Annotated in this window: 10 protein-coding genes; 8 read left to right on the top strand and 2 right to left on the bottom strand. The window is 62.9% G+C overall.

Annotation, left to right across the window (positions count from 1 at the left end; translation table 11 throughout):
- The 6 genes from HMPREF2550_RS03410 (at window position 1) to HMPREF2550_RS03385 (ending at window position 13485) form a co-directional block, all read left to right on the top strand.
- Window positions 1-3201 (top strand): Rib/alpha-like domain-containing protein, encoded by a 3201-nt coding sequence (locus HMPREF2550_RS03410; protein ID WP_210400207.1) that lies wholly within the window; start codon window positions 1-3, stop codon window positions 3199-3201.
- A 13-nt stretch (window positions 3202-3214) separates the two neighbouring features.
- A complete protein-coding gene (locus HMPREF2550_RS03405) occupies window positions 3215-5533 on the top strand; it encodes a zinc metalloprotease (RefSeq protein WP_070789717.1) in 2319 nt (772 codons plus the stop codon).
- 459 nt (window positions 5534-5992) lie between these two features.
- Window positions 5993-8092 carry a zinc metalloprotease gene (locus HMPREF2550_RS03400; RefSeq protein ID WP_141760509.1) on the top strand — a complete coding sequence of 700 codons (2100 nt, stop codon included), beginning with the start codon at window positions 5993-5995 and terminating at the stop codon, window positions 8090-8092.
- Between the two features lie 38 nt (window positions 8093-8130).
- Window positions 8131-9687 carry a Rib/alpha-like domain-containing protein gene (locus HMPREF2550_RS03395; RefSeq protein WP_141760508.1) on the top strand — a complete coding sequence of 519 codons (1557 nt, stop codon included), beginning with the start codon at window positions 8131-8133 and terminating at the stop codon, window positions 9685-9687.
- Window positions 9684-11924 (top strand): hypothetical protein, encoded by a 2241-nt coding sequence (locus tag HMPREF2550_RS03390; protein ID WP_070789711.1) that lies wholly within the window; start codon window positions 9684-9686, stop codon window positions 11922-11924. The genes HMPREF2550_RS03395 and HMPREF2550_RS03390 overlap by 4 nt, the downstream gene beginning before the upstream one ends.
- 67 nt (window positions 11925-11991) lie before the next feature.
- Window positions 11992-13485, top strand: coding sequence for a DASS family sodium-coupled anion symporter (locus tag HMPREF2550_RS03385; RefSeq protein ID WP_246819739.1), 1494 nt, complete (start codon window positions 11992-11994; stop codon window positions 13483-13485).
- A 1-nt stretch (window position 13486) separates the two neighbouring features.
- Here the strand turns inward: HMPREF2550_RS03385 and HMPREF2550_RS03380 are convergent, their stop codons facing one another.
- Together HMPREF2550_RS03380 and HMPREF2550_RS03375 are read right to left on the bottom strand one after the other, a co-directional pair.
- On the bottom strand, window positions 13487-13885 hold the full coding sequence (locus HMPREF2550_RS03380; protein WP_070789708.1) for a hypothetical protein: 399 nt from the start codon (window positions 13883-13885) through the stop codon (window positions 13487-13489).
- A 9-nt stretch (window positions 13886-13894) separates the two neighbouring features.
- Window positions 13895-15319 carry an HNH endonuclease signature motif containing protein gene (locus HMPREF2550_RS03375; RefSeq protein ID WP_070789706.1) on the bottom strand — a complete coding sequence of 475 codons (1425 nt, stop codon included), beginning with the start codon at window positions 15317-15319 and terminating at the stop codon, window positions 13895-13897.
- A gap of 236 nt (window positions 15320-15555) precedes the next feature.
- Here HMPREF2550_RS03375 and HMPREF2550_RS03370 point away from each other — a divergent pair, with 236 nt between their 5' ends.
- Window positions 15556-16704: a YihY/virulence factor BrkB family protein gene (locus tag HMPREF2550_RS03370; protein ID WP_070789705.1), complete on the top strand. Its 1149-nt coding sequence runs from the start codon at window positions 15556-15558 to the stop codon at window positions 16702-16704.
- A gap of 4 nt (window positions 16705-16708) precedes the next feature.
- Window positions 16709-17599, top strand: coding sequence for a patatin-like phospholipase family protein (locus tag HMPREF2550_RS03365; protein ID WP_070789703.1), 891 nt, complete (start codon window positions 16709-16711; stop codon window positions 17597-17599).
- Window positions 17600-17665 lie beyond the last annotated feature (66 nt).

Raw genomic sequence — 17665 nt, 5'->3', positions numbered from 1 at the left:
GTGCCTGTCGTACCCCTGACTGTCGCCCACGCGGCCGAGAAGTTTGACGTGAACGACGGCGACTTCAGTCTTACCGTCTCTACAGGTAACTTCCCGGCCACGGCGACGGATTGGCGCGCCATCTTCCGGCTTGCCGACGGCGACTACGAACCGAAGACCTTCCGCTCCGTGCGCCTCTACTTCTACGTCATCGGTGGCGGCGGGATAAACTTCCCGGCCGAGGACACGTATTCGGTCAAGCTCACCGACGGAACGAAGCAGGTGGCAGACTTCGGTGAAGTGACTGGCTACGGCCATATCGACGATACGGGCACCCGCTGGATGGACCTCACCTTCGACAAGGATGTGACGCTCAAAGACGGCCAAACGCTGATCGTGGACAAGAAAGGTGGGGCGGGCAAGCTCCCGGTGCGAGGATTTGGTTCGGCGCAAGGCGCAGGCGGCAGAGGCTTCATCGACCCGATCAATCCCAAATCTGTAAGCTTCAGCGGCAACGTCGCCGTTGATCGAGAAAACGGGAACTTCCCTGAGGGACTCGAGGTTTCGCTTCTCGACGGTGCCGGCACCGTCACCGACACCGCCACGACCGACAAGGACGGCACCTACACCTTCACCAATGTCAAGCCAGGTACGTACTCGCTCAAACTCGGCACCGTGCCGGGCTACCTCGCGCCCGAGTCCTTTACCGTTGAAGCCAAAGCGGGGGTTGCGGTCCCAGACAAGGACCTGATCCCGATTACTGTGACGGGCCGCGTGATTGGCCCGGACAATTCGCTGCTCGAAGGCGTCGAAGTGTCCATCGGGGAGCACACGGCAACCACAGACAGCGAGGGAAGGTACACGATCACCGGGGTGCCGGCGGGTAGTACAACGCTGAAGATTGCGGCGTCGGAAAAACACGACACCCGCGGCGATGCAAAGACCGTTGAGATCCACGAACAGGAAGTCAACGAGTTGGAGGATGTCTATGTGCACGCCCAGTTCGGCTCCGTCACAGGCAGCGTGTTCGACAAAGCAGGTAACCCTGTCGCCGGTGTCCCCGTCACTGTGACCGTCGATGGTGAAAAACCACGCAAGACCACGACCGATAAGCAGGGGTACTACACGCTGGGCAACCTGCTTCCCGGTATCGCCGAGATCACCGTTGAAGGAAACGACCTGTTAGAGGGCGAGGTGCGGCTGGGCGTCGACGTCCGCTCCGGCAAGGAGACCGGTGAGGACTTTTACCTCGAGGCAAAGGAACGTAAGGGCAACGTGCAATTCCACGTTGTAGCGGAGGGCGGCGAGCCCCTGCCGCACGCGGAGGCGCGCATTACTCCGGGTGATATTAAACTTGTCGCAAACGACAACGGCGACTTCCCCGTCCAGGAACTGCTGGAGGGGGAGTACACGGTACGTTTTGAGGCCAAGGGCTACGACCCGGCGGAGGCCAAGTTTTCGATCCACATGGACGAGCTTTCCAAGGTAGACAAGGAACTTTCTCCCATCCCAGTTCTCACCTTGGCGCCAAAGCCAACGCCGACACCAACCCCCACACCAACTTCTACGACGGCACCAGCGCCAAAACCATCACACACTTCCACACCAACGCCAACTTCAACCTCGGCACCAAAGCCAACCCCCAAACCCAAGCCAACGCCAAAACCCAAGCCAACCCCTAAACCGGCAGTGAACTTCACTTGGGACGCCGTGACTGTGGCTCCGGGTGATGTCGTAAAAACACGACCGAAGGAAAACGTGGCTGCGGGGATCACTTTCCGTGAACCGTTGGTGCAGCGCTCCGGGTTGACCATCAAGGGAGCCGACTGGGTCACCGTTGATGCGGCTGGCACGGTGGTGATCGCGCCACCCGAGGTCGTGACCCCGGGCGAGTACGTCGTTGAGGTGCCTAACTCCACTGAGGGGTCGGGTACGGTCGCGGTGACGGTGACGGAGCCTGCTTCCTTGGCCTCGTTGTACAAGGTGTCCTACGCGCCGCGCATTGTGCGTGCGGGTGGAAGCGCCGTGAGTGCGGCCCCGATTGCGCGCCGTGGCGCGTACGACTGGCAGCCGCTTCCGGCTGGCACGACGTTCGACGTTGTGGATACCTCCGGTGCCACGGTTGACGTGGACGGCCGGGTGACGTTCAACGCGCCGCGCGGATCGAAGGTGGGGAGAATCCATACTGTCGATGTCCGCGTGACCTTCCCGGATGATTCCACACAGACGGTACGGGTTCCTTTCGAGGTCGCCGCGGCCTCCATGTCACAGGTCACCGCGCCGCGCTACGAGACCGGGGTGCTCGTTGGGCCAGGTCAGAGCGCTGAAGTGCAAATTGCCAACCCTGACTCTCTACCAGCGCACACGGAGTTCGCGCTTGCACCGGGGGACCTCCAGGCCTGGTCCGCGTCGGTGGACGCCACAACAGGCATCTTGCGGATGACCGCGCCGACCGGGACGGCAAAGCCCGTGGTGGTGAAGGTCGAAGCACGCTACCCGGACGGCTCCACGCGCACCATCGAGGCGTACGTAGGAGTCGCAGCGGCGAAGGCCCCGACGAAGCGCGACGCACCGGAGTTCCCGGTCTCTGTGGTCAACGTGGGCAAGTCAGCAACGGCTGCTCCAACTGGCAAGGTGCCGGCGGGCACCGAATTTACGCTGGCTGATGATGCGGGTTTGCAGGTGAGCGTCGATAAGCGCACAGGCGAAGTGCGTGCGGAGATTCCCGACAACGCGCCGGTCGATGCTTCGTACACGGTGCTGGTCCGGGTGCAGTACCCGGATGGGTCGGAATCGCTGATGCCGGTCACCGTGCTGACCAACTCGCAGGCGCGTGAGCAGGAGTCGGCCACCGCACCAACGGCGCCGAAGGGGACGACCTACGGGCTCGCCGCGGACTTTTCCGCCCCCGGCTGGAAAATCGACATCAACCCGGCAACCGGCGAGATCACCGCGCGCGTGGATTCGAGCGTCGCTGAGCACGCCTCAATTGAGGTGCCGCGCGTAGTGACGTACCCGGACGGTTCGCAGCGCACGCAGCGGGTGACCCTCCACGCGAAGGACGCGGTCAAACCTGCGCCCGCACCGAAGACCTCCTCAACCGCGACGTGGCTGCCCATTGTGCTTGGGCTGCTCGCCGCACTCGGCGGTGCAGGCTATGCCGCCTTTGTGAACCAAGACCATATCCGCCAGCTGCTGTCTAAGTACGGCATCCGGATCTAAAAGGTAGGAGAAGATGCATTTCTCACTGAAAACCATTGCCATTGCCACCTGTGCGTCGCTCGCATTCGGCGCTGTGGTTGCCCCGCCAGCTGGCGCTTCTACCAAGCAGTCTGAAATCACGGTGAGCGTGACCGGCGAGACCTCGCAGCCGACGGGAGAGCGGATCGACGCAGAGCTGCGCAAGGACTCTCGTTCCCGCTTTGCTTTCGTCCACCCGGCAGCGGCCGTGGGGCTGCACGAGTTCAATTTGCACACGGTGATCCGCACCGGCGGGTACCGCCTGCCGCCATTCTGGGGGGCCAAGACTAAGACGGACACCGAAGGCGGCGCGGACGTGGTGGAGTTTAAGTTCACCGACCCACGTACCGAGCTGGAGGTCACGCGCACGTTCCGCATCAAGGATGGCACCGTGCGCGCCACCGTGCAGGTGCGCAACGTGAGTAACGCCCCGGCCGACATCACGATTGACCTGGCAAACGAGTTCGTCAACCCCCGCGGACTGCAGGCACAGGTCAATGCAAGCGGTGCCTTCGAGGTGGCTGCGGAATCCGAGGGTTACGACACGACGGTTGCCTTTGCTGAGCCCGCAAGCTCGGCCTCCATGGAGGACATGCGCGGGGAGATCGAAGTGGGCAAGACCGGGGTGCTGAGTGGCGATACCCCGCGCTACCAGATGGCACGTTGGGAAAACACCCTCGCCCCCGGCGAGGTGCTCGAAGGCGGCGTGGACATCGCGGTGTCCGCGCAGGATTCGGCGATTGATACCGACGGCGACGGGTTGCGCGACGAGTGGGAAGTCAAGGGAGTGCGCCTGCCAGACGGCACGCAGCTGCCCATTCACCGTTGGGGAGCCGATCCTAAACGCCCGGACCTGTTCTTGCAGCTGAACTGGATGGAAGCCGAGTGGGAGACGATGCAGTGCTCCCGCCAGCACGCTTTCGCGCCGACTGCGCCGGAGTTTGCTCAGTTCGCGGGCTGCGCCACTGCGAATGTGAACTCGTATCGCCCCACCACCGCCACGCTGCGGGATCTGGAGGAAGTGTTTGCCAAGCGGGGCATTTCGCTGCATATCGACGCCGGCGACTCGTACCAGTCCGAGTCGCTCGTGGGCCTCGATACGCCGCGCGGCGGCAAGACCGAGCCTTTTGAGAAGTACTACTTCGACAAAAAGACCCAGGGTGAACGGCTGCTCGAGGAGCGCGACCGTCTCCTTGGCGACCGCAAGTCCGTCTTCCGCCTCGGCATCATCGGCGACCGCATGGCGGCGAACAACCGCTCTTCCGGCGTGGCGCTGGTGAGCGATTCGGCCTTCTACGTGTCGAACCACAAAGACATGACGACGCAGGAACAGCTGCGCAACACGATCTTCCACGAGTTCGGCCACACCCTCGGGCTGGGGCACTCCGGCCCAATCGTCCCGGAAAACCCCCTGCGCGGGGATCTCTCGCTCCCGGACTACAAGTCGGTGATGAACTACCAGTACCAGTTCAGCCACTTCGACTACGCGGATAAGGACACCAAAACCAGGGTAAATGGCTGCCTGCAGTCCGGCGAGTGCGGCGAGCACGACGTGGTGATTCCCGCCGACTGGGCGAACCTCGACCTGCCCGGCTTCAACGTGGGCAAGGGTGACCTGACCACCGGCAGTGGCGAGATTGACGCAGACGAGCACCACGAAAAGGACCCGCGGAGGCTGGCTGCCAACGCGGCTGCGGAAAACTCGGGCCGCGCCGGGTTCTACATGGACACCACCCGCGACGGTGTCAACGGCATCGTGACTTCGCGTACCGACAACGCGCTGCAGGGCACGATTAGCAACCTGGGCGCGGACGTGGGGCGCTTTACCATCGAGGCAACTTACCCCGGCGGACAGCGCCACAGCCAGGTCGTCGAGTTGCCGGCAATCGGGAAAGCGGGCGATGAGAGGGAGATCCGCATCCCAATCAAGAACGCGGCGAGCCTGACCGGCCCCGTGATGCCGGTACACATCCAGATCACCAACCACAATGGCGAGCGCGTCTTCGCGGAGCGCTACGAGGTCTCCGTGCTTGACTACACCGCAGAGGAGGCGCGCCGGGTGCTCAACGAGGTGCTTGCCTCCGACGCGAGCCTTGAGGTCAAGCGTCTTGCTAAGTCGAAGCTCGACGGGATCGAGGACCCGTCAGCGGCGAAGCCCACAAACCAACACACCAAACCGGGTGCGGACGGCACGCAGAAGGAGAAGCCTGCTGAGGGACCCTCCACTGTGGCTATTGTGATTGCTGTGCTGCTTGCGCTTGGTGGTGTCGGTGCCGCTGGCCTGGGGTGGGCGATGAGTCAGGGCCTCATCTAGAGTGTGAGTAAATTCACAAAAAACCGTATTTTTCGGGAAGTGCGTGAGGTGTAAATGTGCCCCGCCTAAGTGTGTGCCACATTACTTCGGCGGGCTGCATAGAGTTGCCGCGAGGAACCTGAGTGTGTGATTGGCCTTGCCTGGCTGGTAGGGAAAGGCTTGCTAGGGTTTCCTGAGAGATTTGCGCCAAAATATGTGAGGCGTCAACGTGTCTCCGGACGGATAATGCCGCACTCGGTGAATACTATGCGTCGGCGGTGCAAAATAATCACCGGGACCAGTTGGTGTACCACTGTCGACGACCAGTCCATATATTGTTCAACACCTTGTTTATCGTGGCATTTCCTGTACCTTTAAGTTTCAGTGAGCGCGGCCCCTCTCAGCATCAAAAGTGCATAAAACTGGAGGTGCGGGGTGAGGGGCCGTGCGTGGTTTTTAGCAAAAGAGAGGAAGTGCCGCATGAAGAGGCTGGCAAGGGCGTGCACCGCGGCTGCGATGGGGGTTGCGTTGGTGCTTGGTGGGCAGCCAGTCGTTGCACATGCAGCAGCCCAAACTTCCAAGGTTGAGCTGGATGCTTCCCGTCAGGCTCAGTTGATCTACAAGGATGAGGATTCGGTTGCTGGGAAGTTTTCCAGCACGCTGTATACCGACATCATGGTTGAGGGTGCCCGCAGTATGGCCCCGGCAAACACTGCAGTCCAGGACACTGCCGTCGAGTACGACGATGCCGAGCGGCAGGTGCGCGTGAAGCGGGAGATCCGCACGCGCGGCAACGTCGTGGACGTCGAAGTCACCGTCACAAACACGGGCGCGCAGAAGCGCTACCTCCAGGTCGACCTGACCAACTGGATCAACACGGACCGCGCGCTGAACGGCGCTTTTGCCGACGGCCGCTTCACCGTCGGCCCCGAGTTCGGCGGCTACGACACGGTGCTGGAGTTCCCCGGCGCACGCTACTCGGGCGTCGGCCCCTCGTTCAACGACACGACCGCTTCCCGCGAGCTCGGCAGCGTGGATAAGAACGGTGCCCAGATCCAGCGCGGCCGCTGGTTCGATGAGGTCGCTCCCGGCGACTCGCTGCGCGCTCGCGCAACCTTGACGTTTGAGACCCAGGAGTCCGCCAAGGACAGCGACCGCGACGGCCTCCCGGATCTGTGGGAAGAGCAGGGCGTCACGCTTAACGACGGCACGCGGTTGCCGCTCAACGAGTGGGGCGCAGACCCGCACCGCCCCGACATCTTCCTGCAGATGAACTGGATGCGCTCCGAGTACGAGAGCCTCGGCTGCTTCGAGAACCCGGGCAAAACCGAGTGCGCGGACGCAAAGACCACCAGCTACCGCCCCTCCCGCACAAGCTTCGATGAGCTCGTGGAGCGTTTCGCCGCACGCGATATCGCACTCCACATCGACGCGGGTGAGTACTACTCCAACATCCCCAACTACGGCACGCGCCACGGTGGGGAAACCGAGGACTACGAGGAGTATTACTTCAGGTCCTCCATTCCGGGCCTGCGCATGGTGAGCAACGTGAACCGCCTGCTGGGGCAGCGTTCCGCAGTGTTCCACTCGGGTGTGGTGGGCGACATGATGAGCCCTGGCAACTACTCGGTCGGCGTCTCCCTGGTGGGCGACAACGGCTTTTACGTGGCTAAGCACGAGCGCATGACAAAGGAGAGCCAACTCCGCAACACGATCATGCACGAACTCGGCCACAACCTGGGCCTGAACCACAACGGTGCGACGAAGTTCAAGGATCAGGTGCCGAAGTCGGACTACTTGCCGAACTACAAGTCGGTCATGAACTACCTGTACCAGTTCAGCTACTTCGACTACTCGGATGAGGAGGCCGTTTCTGGCGGCCCGCTGCCGCAGGAGTGCAACCGCGCTGGCGTGGACTGCTACACGGGCGATTACCGCATCCCCGCGGACTGGGACAACCTCGCCATCAACTCGGCGCGCCTTGGCCGTCCCGTCGGCACCGCTGGCGCAGAGGCCGAGAAGGTGGACGTCCGCGCTTTGGAGAAGCTCGACCGGGAGATCGCGCAGGCGGAAAGCGAGAACGGCAGCATTGACGTGGAGATCGTCGATGAAGGTGACCTCACCGCTGGAAAAGAAGGCACGGTCACCCTCGAGCTGCGCAACCCGGGCCTGGATCTCGGCCGCTTCGACGTAATCGTCGGTGAGACCAAAACGCAGGTCGTGCTCGGTGGGGTGCGTACCGGCCACAACACCGCGACGGTGCGCGTCCCGGTCTCCCCGGAGACCCAGGGCAGCTTGCCGCTGGACGTGATGGTCAGGAGCGAACGAGGGGTCACGGCTTTCGAGGACCGCCTTGCTGTCCCGGTGCGCGCTGGTGAGGCACCGGCGACGACGGCGATGCAGGGCGCGGATCGTCGAAAAGCAACTCCCACGCCCCCGACGACAGCTGTGCAAGCGCCATCGGAGAAGCACCCGCAGCCAGAGAAGACAAGCTCTGCCGCTGCGGTCGCCGTGCCGATCGTGTTGCTGCTCGCGCTCATCGGCGGAGCCGCCTTCGCCTGGGCAAACAACCTCATATAACCCACTCCTACCCACAAAGGGGCCCTGAAATGCATTGGATGCCAAACCCTCTCGTGGCGGTGACGGTCGCCGCTGCCGTCGCTGTCGCCCCAGTCGCCGTGGCGCAAGAAACCGTGCAGCTCACGGTGAAAGTGCAACACCATGACGACCCTGTTGATGCCGCGGAAGTCAAGATTGAAAAAATTGGTGACCCGACTGTGCATTTCAGCGGCGTCACAAACTATGAAGGACTGGCTAAGTTCCAGGTTCCACCCGGCACGTACAGCTATCGGGTGGATGTGAAGGGGACGGGTAGCCAGCTCACCACCGTCGAGCTGACTCGGCCGAAGGATGTTGTTGCACGGTTCACCAACGGCGCAAAGCGCAACGTCGACTTTTCCTGTGAGGACATGAGCGTTGCGGCGGGGAGCCGCGCTGCAGTTAACCCGCAGATTACGGGCGACGGGCGGGGTGTGAGCGTCGAGAAGATGGACGGTCCGGCCTGGGCCGAGGTGTTTGCCGACGGCACCATTGAGGTGATGCCGCCATTACGCACGACGCCGGGGGACTATGAGGTAGACGTCCGCACCTCCGCTGGCCAGGTCAACACCGTGAAGGTACAGGTCACCGGCCCGGAGACGCTCAAGGCGCTGCAGTACCCGGTGACTTCTGTGGAGCAGGGGCGTTCGGCGACGAGTGCCGCACCGATGGCGACTATCTCGCACCAGGGCAGGGACTTTTCCAGCCAGCCGGTGCCGGAGGGCGTGAAGTTCTCCACCGACGCACCGAACGCGAAAATCGACGCAGACACCGGCCGTGTCACGTTGGACACCGCTGGTCTTCAGCAGGAAGCTGGCGAGATCGTTCAGGTCCCGGTCGTTGCCACCATGCCGGATGGAAAGAAGGTCACTGCGCAGGCGGCTTTCCACATCAACGCGCTGCCTTCCGCGAAGCGTTTCACCCCTGGCTGGGCACCGATTGAGGTAGCCCCGGGCGAGCACGCGGCGGTCAAGCAGACTGGCGAGCGCAACATGCCCAAGGATGCCGAGTACTGGTGGCTGCGCGCCGACAACACCAAGCTTTCCGGCTGGCGCGTCTCGATCGACCAGGTCGACGGTACGATTTCCGCGTCCCCGGATGAGGGCGCGCAGGAAACGGTGCTGCATGTCCGCGTGAGCTATTCGGATGGCTCCCAGGAGCAGGTGGCCGTGCCACTGAAGCTCACCGAGCCGACCGCACAGTCCGGCGAGACTCCTGCGGAAACACCACGAGTACTGCCGCCGGGCAAGAAGACGGAAATCCTCGACGCACAGGCTTCCGAGGTCGAGATCATCGACAACGGCGGCGTGCGCCTGGACGTGGACAAAGCTACCGGTAAGGTGACCGCCACCGTTCCGGAGGACGCGATGCGTGGCGCGAGCTACGAGGTGAACCTGCGCGTCGATGGTAAGGACCAGAAGATCCGGCTGACAGCGGATGAAAAGCCGCAGCCGCCCGCACCGCAGCCCGCCTCGAGCGTGAAAGACGCATGGTGGATTCCGCTGGTCATGGTAGTGATGGCCGCTGTCGGCGCAGGCGCGCAGTGGGCGTGGAGCCAGTTTGGAGGCTTGAAGTGAAACGTGCGAGCGTAGCAGCCGCCCTCGCCGCGGCGATGCTGATGGTGCCCGTGCCCGCTGTGGCGACGGTGAAGGACATGCCCTTCGGCGTGCACATGACGCCGGCCGCGGACGAAGAGGGCTTCGCCGTTGTCGACGTGTCGAAGGGGCGTACCACCACGTTCACCTTCGAGCACCCGGCCTCTGTCGCTGGTCTGATGTCCGGCAGCTTTGACGTGGCGATGCAGGTAGACGGCGGAAAGGTGCGTTACCTGCCCAGCGATACCTCTGTGAGCAAGAGCAAGCGTGGCGGCGCGGACGTGATCACCCTAGAGCACGATGACAATACTCGGAAGGTAAAAGTCACCCGCGTGTTCACGGTGGAAAAAACAAAGCTTACAGTCGACGTCACGCTGGAGAACCTGGCTGATGAAGCGCGCGACTTCGCGGTCGACTTCAACTCGCGCCTGATGAATTACGAGGAGCACAAGGCTCGCTTTGCCGACGGCGCGTTTCTCCTCGCCCCTTCCGAGGGCGGCTACGAGACGACGCTGCGCTACCGCATCGCCACCGCCTCCGGAGTAGACACGGACCAGGACGAAACCACTGCCGCGGGCAAGGTCGGCCACGTGGGGGAGGGTTCCTCCTTCCAGCGCGGCTCCTGGAAAAAGCAAGTGCCCGCACAAGGCTCGCTGACTGCGTCGATGGAGATGGAGGTTGCCACCCAGGAATCCGCCATAGACTCCGACCGCGACGGGCTGCCGGATGCGTGGGAGCGCGAAGGGTTCACCACCGCCGACGGCGAGCAGTTCCCCCTCCACCTGTGGGGTGCGGATCCGCAGCGCCCTGACCTGTTTTTGCAGTTGAACTGGTCGAAGTCGCAGTGGGAGACGCTTGGTTGCGACCGCGACCAGCGCTACGGCGCGGATGCCGACGGCTTCAACGAGTTCGCTGAGTGCGCCGTCGCTAATGCGAACGTGTACCGCCCCTCCCGCGGCGCGCTGATCCAGCTGGTCGAGCTCTTTGATAAGCGCGGGATCAACTTGCATATCGACGCCGGCGAGATGTACACCAACATCCCCAACTACGGCACCCGCTATGGTGGCGCGACCGAGGACTTCCAGGAGTTCTACTTCAAAAACGGCAACCACAACGCACAGCTTGCCGCCGACCGCGACCGTCTTTTGGGCTCGCGCCTGCCCGTGTTCCGAGTGGGCATGATCGGCGACCGCCTGGAGGCCGACGATTACTCCACGGGCATGGGCCTGGTCAGCGACTCGGTCTTCTACGTGGCGAAGCACGATTACCTCACCGGTCAGGATCAGCTCCGCAACACGATCCTGCACGAGTTCGGCCACAACCTGGGCCTGACCCACACCGGCGCGGCGCTGTCGCCGACGCGCGTGGACACCCAGGACTTGCTGAAGAACTACGCCTCGGTGATGAACTACCTCTACCAGTTCTCCAAGTTCGACTACAGCACGGAAACTTCAAAGGGCAGCGGCGATGCGAAGCGCTGCGGCGAGTACACCTGCTATACCGGCTCGTACGCCGTGGCCCCAGACTGGGACAACCTCGACCTGGGTGGCAAGTTCATCGGCAGGGTCGAGGCGACCGCCGGCGCGGACGATGTGGTTGCCGCGCACAAGGACGTCACCGCCCGCGAGCTCGAGCTCGCGGCAGCGGAGGAGAATGACGGGCAAGCGGGCTTCCGGCTTATCGACGCCGAAACCAACTCCATCATCACCTCCCGCACCGACAACACCGTCACGGCCGAGCTGCGCAACCTGGGCTTGGACCTGCACGACTACGACCTCTCCGTGACCTACCCGGGTGGCCAGTATTCCGAGCGGATCCGCGTGCCCGGCCAGCTGGCCTCCGATCCGTCCGTGAAGTTCGACATCCCGATCACGGGCGTCGCCGGCCTGACAGGCGCAACCATGCCGCTGGAGGTCCGGATACACAACGCCCGCGGCGACGAGGTGTTCGCGGAGCGCTACGAACTGTCCCTGTTGGACTACACCAAGGACGAGGCAAGGCGCGTACGCGAGGAGATCCTGAACAACCCGAACGCCTCGCAGGAAGTGAAAGACCTTGCCGAGACCAAGTTGGGTGCGGAGCTTGGGCAAAAAAAAGAAACACCCCCGGCACCGCAGCAGGGCTCTTCGAATCTGAACATCATCCTGGCCGTCCTCGGCGCGATCGGCGGGATCGCGGCGCTGCTCGGCGGTGCCGCGTGGGCGTCGGGAATGTTCTAGCTAGAGCGAGATGTGCTGCTGGCGTTAAGATTGGTGGTAGCACCAATTTGAAGAAAGGGAGAAGATCGTGACAACGGCAGCCACAGCACACGAGGAGAAGGAGGCGTCGAGAAGCAAGGGCAAGATCATTTCGTTCTTCCTTGCGTTTGTGGCGCTGGCGGCGGTGCTGCTCATCCCGATTGAGGGGATCGAGTGGCAGGGGCAGATCGCGCTGGGGATGCTCGCGTTCGCCGTCATCATGTGGGTGACCGAGGCCGTGAGCTACCCGGTCAGCTCGGTGCTGATCATCTCGCTGATTTCCCTGCTAGTCGGCCTTTCGCCTGATCCAGAGACCCCCGGGGAGCTCTTCGGTACAGGGCCAGCGCTGGGGATGGCGCTGTCCGGTTTCTCCAGCGGCGCGGTGGCGCTCGTGGCCGCGGCACTCGCGCTCGCGACCGCGATGCAGGCTACCGGACTACATCGTCGTATCGCGCTCTACGTGCTCAAAATCGCAGGTGAAAAGACCTCGCGCATTGTTGCCGGCGCGATCATCATCTCCATCATCCTCGCCTTCTTCGTCCCCTCGGCGACCGCCCGCGCAGGTGCCGTCGTGCCGATTCTGCTGGGCATGGTCGCGGCCTTCGGGTTGGCCGTGAACTCGAAGCTGTCCGCACTGCTGGTGATTACGGCCGTGCAGGCCGTCTCCATCTGGAACGTCGGCATCAAAACCGCTGCGGCGCAGAACCTGGTGGCCATCGGGTTCATCGAAGACCAGATGGGACAGACCGTGTCCTGGGGCCAGTGGTTCTTGTGGGCCGCACCCTGGTCGGTGCTGATGTCGATTGCGCTGTACTTCATCATGCGCGCGGCGATTAAGCCTGAGGTGGATCACATTGAGGGTGGGCGTGCGCTCGTCGAGAAGCAGCTGGCAGAGATGGGGCCGATGACGGGCGCGGAAAAGCGTCTCACCGCTATCGCCGTGGTGCTGCTTGGCTTCTGGGCAACCGAGGGCTTCCTCCACCCGATCAACTCCTCGACGATCACGGTTGCCGCGATCGCGCTGATGCTTCTGCCGGGCATTGGCGTGATGGACTTCAAATATGCGCAGGACAAAATCAACTGGGGCACGCTCATCGTGTTTGCGGTGGGTATCTCCCTGGGGTCCTTCCTCCTGGAAACCGGGGCGGCAACCTGGCTGTCCGAGCAGACCTTCGGCGCGCTGGGTATCGCGTCCATGCCGATTTTGGCGACGATTGCGATCGTGTCGCTGTTTAACATCATCATCCACCTTGGCTTTGCGTCGGCGACATCGCTGGCTTCCGCGCTGATCCCGGTCTTCATCGCGCTCGCGGCAACGTTGGACGTGCCAAACGGCGGGATCGGCTTCGTGGTGATCCAGCAGTTTGTCATCTGCTTCGGGTTCCTGCTGCCGATCTCCGCGCCGCAAAACATGCTGGCTTACGGTACCGGCGCGTTCACGACTCGCCAGTTCCTGAAGACGGGCATCCCACTGACCATCGCGGGTTACCTGCTGGTCTTGCTCCTTTCCGCCACATATTGGCAGTGGATCGGGCTGCTCTAAATCACTCCAACACTAGCCCGAGGTGCAGCGAGGACAACTCGTGCGCCCCGGGCCCATCGGGGGTTGTCGCAATTTCACGACGAGTCGCCTCCGTCACAGGGATCAACCACCCAAGGTTCGGGTCGAGCAGTGGGTCCGCTCGCTTCTCGACGGGCACGAACGTCACCGGCCGCGCACCCTCACACACCGCCTGCACGGGGCCGGGAGTCTCTTTGAGCACGCCAAGTAGCGCCGGGGTGGTGGTGAGGATGACCAGGACTTCGTCGGTATCCGGCGACAAGTTCGCAGTATGTACCTCGAGGCGGGGGACTTCCACGCGCTCGAACTCCTCGGGGTACTCCACAAGCGGGGCGGTGTCGTCTCCGGTGAAGAGGGCGCGGATGCGTTCTAAGAAAGCCATGGTGGAAGTCTATCCGGCCGTCGGTAGTGGCAGGTTCGCGTCGTCGATGCAATAGTTGTCGGGGTTGTTCTCAAACTCGTAGTCCGGGAACGGGGGCTCCTCCTCGTCCGGTGCCTGCTGCGGCACCATCGTCTCGGGGTCGGGGTGGAACTGGAAGCGCATGCCGAACGCGTCTTCCAGCTCTGCAAGGGCGAGCTCACAGCTGACGACGTCACCGTCGCGGTCGTATTGATCCATGATCGCGTGCCCGCGGGCGTTGAATTCCGCCATCTTGGCCCGATTCTGTTTCACCGCCTCGAGGGAGGAAACCCAGCGGGGGTGCGGGGTGCCGAGTTGCTGGTCGAGGATGCCCTCGGACTCAGCGATCTCGTAGTGGCCGTCCTCGTAGAGCCAGATGATGTCGCCTGTGGCCGGGTCGGGCACGTAGAATGCCTGCTTATCTGTCTTCACGTTGTGGTGTTTTTGGCAGAGGCAGTAGAGGTTGTCCACGCACGTTTCGCCGCCCTCGCCGAAGGGAATCCGGTGATCCAGCTGGCAGGTGTGCGCGGGCCGACTGCAGCCGGGGTAGCAGCAAGTGCCGTCGCGGGCCTCCGCGAGTGCGCGCATCGCGGCGGTGGGGGTGTAGCTGTCGGTTTTCGCAGACGCTGCCGCCTCCAGGTCGACGGTTCGCGGAGGGACCTGTTCACACATTTCGTCGAAAGCGACCGTGGCTTCCGGGTCCGTCCATCCGAAACCTGGGATGAAGACGGGCTCGCCGGCCTTGCGGCCCTTGGGCGCATAGACCTGGATGTTGGCCTTCGCGGCTGGGGAATACGTTCCGCTGAGCAGCCCAATGACCGCGTCGTGCAGGCTTAAGCTGTGCTCGCGTGCGGTTTCCTCCACGAACGCACGCACCGCGGACAGCGTCGTCGTGTCGGTGGTGAGGAAGAGGACGCCCTTGCGCCGGCCTCCGAAGGATTCGTGCGTAAACTCCGCGCTGTTTTCGCGCTGCGCTTCGCGTTGTCGACGCCTGCGCGGCAGGTAGCTCAAGCCCGGATCGATACGGCGGATCTCCTCGCGCAGCTTGCGCGTAACTGCTGCGGGGTCCGGGAAAGGCTGGTTCGGTTTGGTCGGGGTAAAGAGGTCGGCAAGGTAGGCGTCGATGTCGGCGAGGAGCTCTTCGTCCGCCTCGGGACCGAGCTCGTCGATCTTGCGGTGGATCGCGCGCAGGTGGCCGAGCGAAAGCCGCGTGTGCTCGTCCTGCAGCGCGCGGAGCTGTGGCAGATCTACGAGCCGGTTGTATGCCAAGATTCCGCCGCGGATGACGGTCTTTGCGTGCCCGGTTTGCTGGGCTAAGCGGTCGACGGCGAGGTCGAAGTCCTCGATGCAAGTGTCATCTTTACTAAACGGGCTAAACAGCGCATGCTCGGCTTCTCGCAGGGCGCGCCCGAGCATGCAATTGGCGTCGCCTGGTCTGTCGATTCGAAAGAAGGGTGTACAAGGGCGTTCGTTGTCTAAAGTGTTCATGCACCGCACTCTATAGACCCACCCGAACATGGGAACGAAAATTTCTCGAAAATTAGAACAGAAGTGCGAATGCGGCCCGCAGAGCGGGTACTTTCCCCAATCCTCTGTTCGAATCACCCCAACACCTGCGCGGGTTTTACCCAGGGGGCGATACCCTAGAAACTATGGAAGATGCCGAAAAGGGCCCCGAGATTGTCTCGCGCCGCATCGATTTCGTGCTGCCCTACGGCATTGGCGAGCTCGATGTCCCGCCTCCGCCGGACACCAAGCCGAATCCGCTCGACAAAAGTAATCGGCTCACTAAGGCGGGGTGGGTGCTGGTGGCCAAGCGTCTGGTCGCCGATTTTTCCAACGACGCGATGGTAGACCGCGGCGCGACCCTGACCTATTACACGGTGCTTTCGCTCGCACCGATGGTGGTCTCGACGTACGCGATCGCCACGCTGCTGCTGTCGCGTGACCCGGGCGCGGTCGACCAGCTCCTGGCCCAGCTGGTGCAGAACTACGTGCCGGAGGCATTGCGTGGTGAGGCGATGAATTTGCTGGAAGTGATTGTGGGTACGCCGTCGCAAAGCACTGTGGCCCTGACCGTGTCCCTGGTGCTTTCGCTGCTTGCGGCGTCGGCGTACGTGCGCAGTTTTTCGCGCAACGCCAACCTGGTTTATGGGCGCACCGAGGGGCGGCCGATGGTGGTGACGTGGGTGACGATGTGGCTGATCACACTGATGCTGGTCGTTGGTGCGGTCGGGATTTTGCTCGGGACGCTTTTGACCGAATCGATCGTGGAGACGGTGCTCGGGCCAATCGCGCGGCCGCTCGGGCTCGAAGGGGTGCTGGATTATCTGACCGGGAAGTTCCTGCCGGTGTGGGGGTATCTGCGGGGCCCAACTATCGTTTTGATGGCGATGATTCTGCTCTCACTGATGTACTACTTCAGTCCCAACGTGCGGCCGGGGAGGTTCCGGCTGCTCACCCTGGGATCCGCGGCCGCGCTGCTCGTCGGCTTCCTGCTCTGGTGGGGCTTTGGCGTCTACCTTTCCACGATCGGTGTGCGTAGTGCCTATGGAGCCTTCGGGACTGTGCTGGCAGTGCTCGCGCTGGTCTGGGTGATGAACATCGTGCTGCTCGAAGGGGTGAAGATTGACGCGGAAGTGCTCCGCGCGAAAGAGCTGCAGGTTGGCTACGACTCCGAGCGTACGATTCAGGCGCGCCCGCGTTCTAGTGAGGGGACGAAGTGGCGCCTGAAGGTGCAGCGTTGGATTGCGCGGAGTGAGCGGGAAGTCAAGAACTCCCGGGTCGATCTTCTAGGATAGGCCCATGCCAATCGAGCCAGTGCTTATCGACGCCCGCGATACCGCCCTCATCTTCGAAGGTGGGGGCACACGTAATTCCTATACCGCGCCAGTCGTGGAAAAACTCATCGCCAACAATGTGCAGTTTGGCTGGGTGGGCGGCGTTTCCGCGGGCGCGAGCCACACATTGAACTTCGCCTCGCGGGATGCGGAGCGCTCGCACGCATCTTTCACCGATTTTGTCGGCAATCGCGAGTTCGGTGGGTGGCGCACCGTCGTGCGCGGCAAAGGGCTGCTCAACGGCGAGTTTATTTACGAGGGCTACGAGCAGAAGCTGCCCTTTGACCTCGAGACCTTTCTGCACACCGAGGAGCAGATCCACATCGAGGCGGTGCGCGCCGACACGGGCGAGACCGTCGCCTACAGCCGCGAAGATCTGCGCACGATTGAGCAGATCAATATCGCCGCGCGGACCTCGTCCACCCTGCCGCTAGTGATGAAGATGCGCGAGGTCGACGGCGTGCCCTACGTCGACGGCGCGCTGGGGACCTCTGGCGGCATCCTCATCCAGGCGGCAAAAGACGCGGGCTTCCAAAGGTTTTTGGTGGTGCTCACCCGCCCGCGCGACTACGTCAAGCCGCCGGAGAAGCGGGAGCGTGCTTTGCGACGCATCCTGCGCCGCACCCCGCGCGTGGTGGATGCCATGCTCGCGCGACCCGGCATCTACAACGAGGCGCTCGCCGAGGTGAAGCGGCAAGAGGCCGAGGGTAATGCCTATGTCTTCTACCCGGAGCAGATGAGCGTGGAATCCACGGAGATGCACGTGGAAAAGCTCAAGGCCAACTATGCTTCTGGCCAAGCGCAGGTCGAGCGCGAGTGGGAAGCGATCCGGGAATTCCTTAACGAGCGGCCTTAATCGCGCGGCAGAGTGCGATGACGAAGAATCCCTTACCCAGCAGGACCAGCATTTTGGCTCTAGACT

This window comes from Corynebacterium sp. HMSC074A01 (assembly GCF_001831515.1).
Taxonomy (GTDB): Bacteria; Actinomycetota; Actinomycetes; order Mycobacteriales; family Mycobacteriaceae; genus Corynebacterium.
This window is presented reverse-complemented; position numbering and strand designations above follow the sequence as displayed.

Excerpts from the sequence above, each read along its gene's own strand:
- HMPREF2550_RS03370 (WP_070789705.1), top strand. The coding sequence starts at position 15,556 with ATGGAAGATGCCGAAAAGGGCCCCGAGATTGTCTCGCGCCGCATCGAT.
- HMPREF2550_RS03395 (WP_141760508.1), top strand. The coding sequence starts at position 8,131 with ATGCCAAACCCTCTCGTGGCGGTGACGGTCGCCGCTGCCGTCGCTGTC.
- HMPREF2550_RS03405 (WP_070789717.1), top strand. The coding sequence starts at position 3,215 with ATGCATTTCTCACTGAAAACCATTGCCATTGCCACCTGTGCGTCGCTC.
- HMPREF2550_RS03365 (WP_070789703.1), top strand. The coding sequence starts at position 16,709 with ATGCCAATCGAGCCAGTGCTTATCGACGCCCGCGATACCGCCCTCATC.
- HMPREF2550_RS03380 (WP_070789708.1), bottom strand. The coding sequence starts at position 13,885 with ATGGCTTTCTTAGAACGCATCCGCGCCCTCTTCACCGGAGACGACACC.
- HMPREF2550_RS03400 (WP_141760509.1), top strand. The coding sequence starts at position 5,993 with ATGAAGAGGCTGGCAAGGGCGTGCACCGCGGCTGCGATGGGGGTTGCG.
- HMPREF2550_RS03375 (WP_070789706.1), bottom strand. The coding sequence starts at position 15,319 with ATGCTCGGGCGCGCCCTGCGAGAAGCCGAGCATGCGCTGTTTAGCCCG.